Origin of the sequence: Streptomyces phytophilus, from assembly GCF_013870535.1 — a bacterium.
GTDB classification, from domain to species: Bacteria; Actinomycetota; Actinomycetes; order Streptomycetales; family Streptomycetaceae; genus Streptomyces; species Streptomyces phytophilus.
Genome location: NZ_JACBXC010000994.1, coordinates 1 through 2,272, shown reverse-complemented (window position 1 = coordinate 2,272; position 2,272 = coordinate 1). Strand labels below are relative to the sequence as shown.

Below are 2,272 nucleotides of genomic sequence, written 5' to 3'. Positions count from 1 at the left end.
GCCGAGGTTGGTGTGCACGACGACGCCGGTGGCGTTCACCACCGGGCGCAGGGAGGTGGCGTACCGCGGCAGGGCGGCGACGGCCGAGTCCGCCGCCTCCCCGGGCGCCAGCGCACCGGCCCGTACCCGCTGCTGGGCCTCCGCGACCGCACGGCGGACCAGGGTCCGCCCCAGCCGCCGGACGGCGTCGGCGAGCCGGGGGTCGGCGAGCAGCGCGTCGGTGCGCGGAACGCGGCGTCTGGCGTCCGTCAACGCCGGCCTCCCCGGTGGCGTCGGCACAGCCGGGGCTCCGACCGCATCGGTGTCGGGGGGAGTCTACGTTCCCGGTGGACGCGCCGATCCCCCTGTCGGGGCAGCGGAGTTCGGGGGTAACGTCCGGCGGATGACCGTGCGACTGACCCAGTACGCGGGCGGCGGTGGCTGCGCCTGCAAGATCCCTCCCGGCGAACTCGACGCCCTGGTCTCCTCCCTGAACCGGACGAGCAGCCGTCCGCAGGATCCGGCCGCGGAGCTGCTGGTGGGCCTTGAGGGCGGCGGGGACGACGCCGCCGTGGTCCGGCTCGACGGCGAGCGGGCAGTCGTCACCACGGCCGACTTCTTCACGCCCGTGGTGGACGACGCCTACGACTGGGGGCGGATCGCGGCGGCCAACGCGCTCTCCGACGTCTACGCGATGGGCGGCACCCCGTGGGCGGCGGTCAACCTCCTCGCCTGGCCCAGGGACACGCTGCCGATGGAGTTGGCCGCCGAGGTGCTGCGGGGCGGCCGGGACGTGGCGCACGCGGCGGGCTGCCAGGTATCGGGCGGCCACAGCGTGACCGACCCGGAGCCCAAGTACGGGATGTCGGTGGTGGGGATGGTCCACCCCGAGCGGATCCTGCGGCTGGACGCGGCCGAGCCGGGGCGGGCGCTGACCCTCACGAAGCCGCTGGGCAGCGGGGTGCTCAACGCCCGGCACAAGGCGACCGGCGAGGTCTTTCCCGAGGCGGTGGCCGTGATGGCCGCGCTGAACCGGGACGCCTCGGTCGCGGCGGTCGCCGCGGGCATCAGGGCGGGAACGGACGTCACGGGCTTCGGCCTGCTGGGCCACGCCTACAAGCTGGCGCGCGCCTCGGGTGTGACGCTGGCGATCGACGCGGCGGCCGTGCCGTTCCTGGCGGAGGCCGGGCCGGCGGCGGTCGACGGCTTCGTCAGCGGCGGCACCCGGCGGAACCTGGCGTGGGTGGAGCCCTGGGTGTCGTTCGGCGCGCTCCCCGAGGTGAACCGGTTGCTGCTGGCCGACGCACAGACCTCGGGAGGGCTGCTGCTGGCCGGGGAGGTGCCCGGGCATCCGGTGATCGGCGAGGTGCTGCCGCCCGGCGAGGCGCCCGTGGTGGTACGCGGCTGAGGGTGCGGCCCGGGGCCGGGCCGGTGCAGGGCGGGCGTGTGCGGCGGCCCCCGGGAGGCGGATCGGGTTGTATGTACACCGTCATTCTATGCGGGTAGACTGTGCCGCCGGGTCAGCGCAGCAGGTTCGGGACACCGTTGTCAGGAGGACCACGTGGCGTCATCCACTGCCGTCGAGCACCGCGCGTTGGACGGTATCGCGTACCGCCTCGCCGCCGAACTCGACCTGACGCGGCCCGCGACCTCCGTCGTCGAGGTGATCGCGGACGGCCGCCTGCACGAGCTGACCGCCGGGCCGGCCGACCTGGCCGAGTCGGTGGCCGCGTCCCTGGGGATCACCGGCTTCGACAGCGAACTCTCCTTCCAGGGGGGCACGTTGCGGACCGCCACCACCAGCGAGTACGACGCGCAGTCGCAGCAGGTGGAGAACCCGACGCTGGTGGTCTGGCAGGGACGCCGGTTCAGCCTGGTCACCCGGCTCTACCGGGCCGCGCTCAGCGACGTGCTGCTGCTCCTGCGCACCCTCGGCATCGCCGAGCACTCCGACGGCATCACGCTCACGCCCGACGCCGACGCCGGTACCCGCCTGGCCCGGCCGGCCACGGTGCTCAAGGAAGTGCCGACGCTCGGCCTGGTCGAGATGAGCCGGCCCACCCGCGAGCACACCGTTCAACTCCCGCCCTGGAAGGGCGCGTCGGTGTCCTCGGGAGAGCTGTTCCGCGACTCGCTCTCCGACGGTCGCCCGTTCTTCGTACTCTCAAGCGAGGAGGTGTGGGCGACCATCGTGCCGCTGGCCGACACCACCGCCGAGCGCGTGCCCGCGCTGGTCGACGCGCTCGACCTGCGGGCCGTGGGGTGACGTCCCTGATCGCCGCCACGGCGACCG

2 protein-coding genes and 1 pseudogene are annotated in these 2,272 nt (G+C 74.5%); 2 read left to right on the top strand and 1 reads right to left on the bottom strand.

Annotated elements, in window-relative coordinates:
- Nucleotides 1-252: pseudogene (locus tag H5J30_RS28185) on the bottom strand (L-seryl-tRNA(Sec) selenium transferase); the annotation flags it as partial.
- A 130-nt stretch (nt 253-382) separates the two neighbouring features.
- Between H5J30_RS28185 and selD the strand changes: the two are divergent.
- Nucleotides 383-1,387, top strand: a complete 1,005-nt coding sequence (selD, locus tag H5J30_RS28180) for a selenide, water dikinase SelD (RefSeq protein ID WP_181790113.1) — start codon at nt 383-385, stop codon at nt 1,385-1,387.
- 153 nt (nt 1,388-1,540) lie between these two features.
- Nucleotides 1,541-2,245, top strand: coding sequence for a hypothetical protein (locus H5J30_RS28175; RefSeq protein ID WP_181790112.1), 705 nt, complete (start codon nt 1,541-1,543; stop codon nt 2,243-2,245).
- Nucleotides 2,246-2,272: the final 27 nt, after the last annotated feature.

Excerpts from the sequence above, each read along its gene's own strand:
- selD (WP_181790113.1), top strand. The coding sequence starts at position 383 with ATGACCGTGCGACTGACCCAGTACGCGGGCGGCGGTGGCTGCGCCTGC.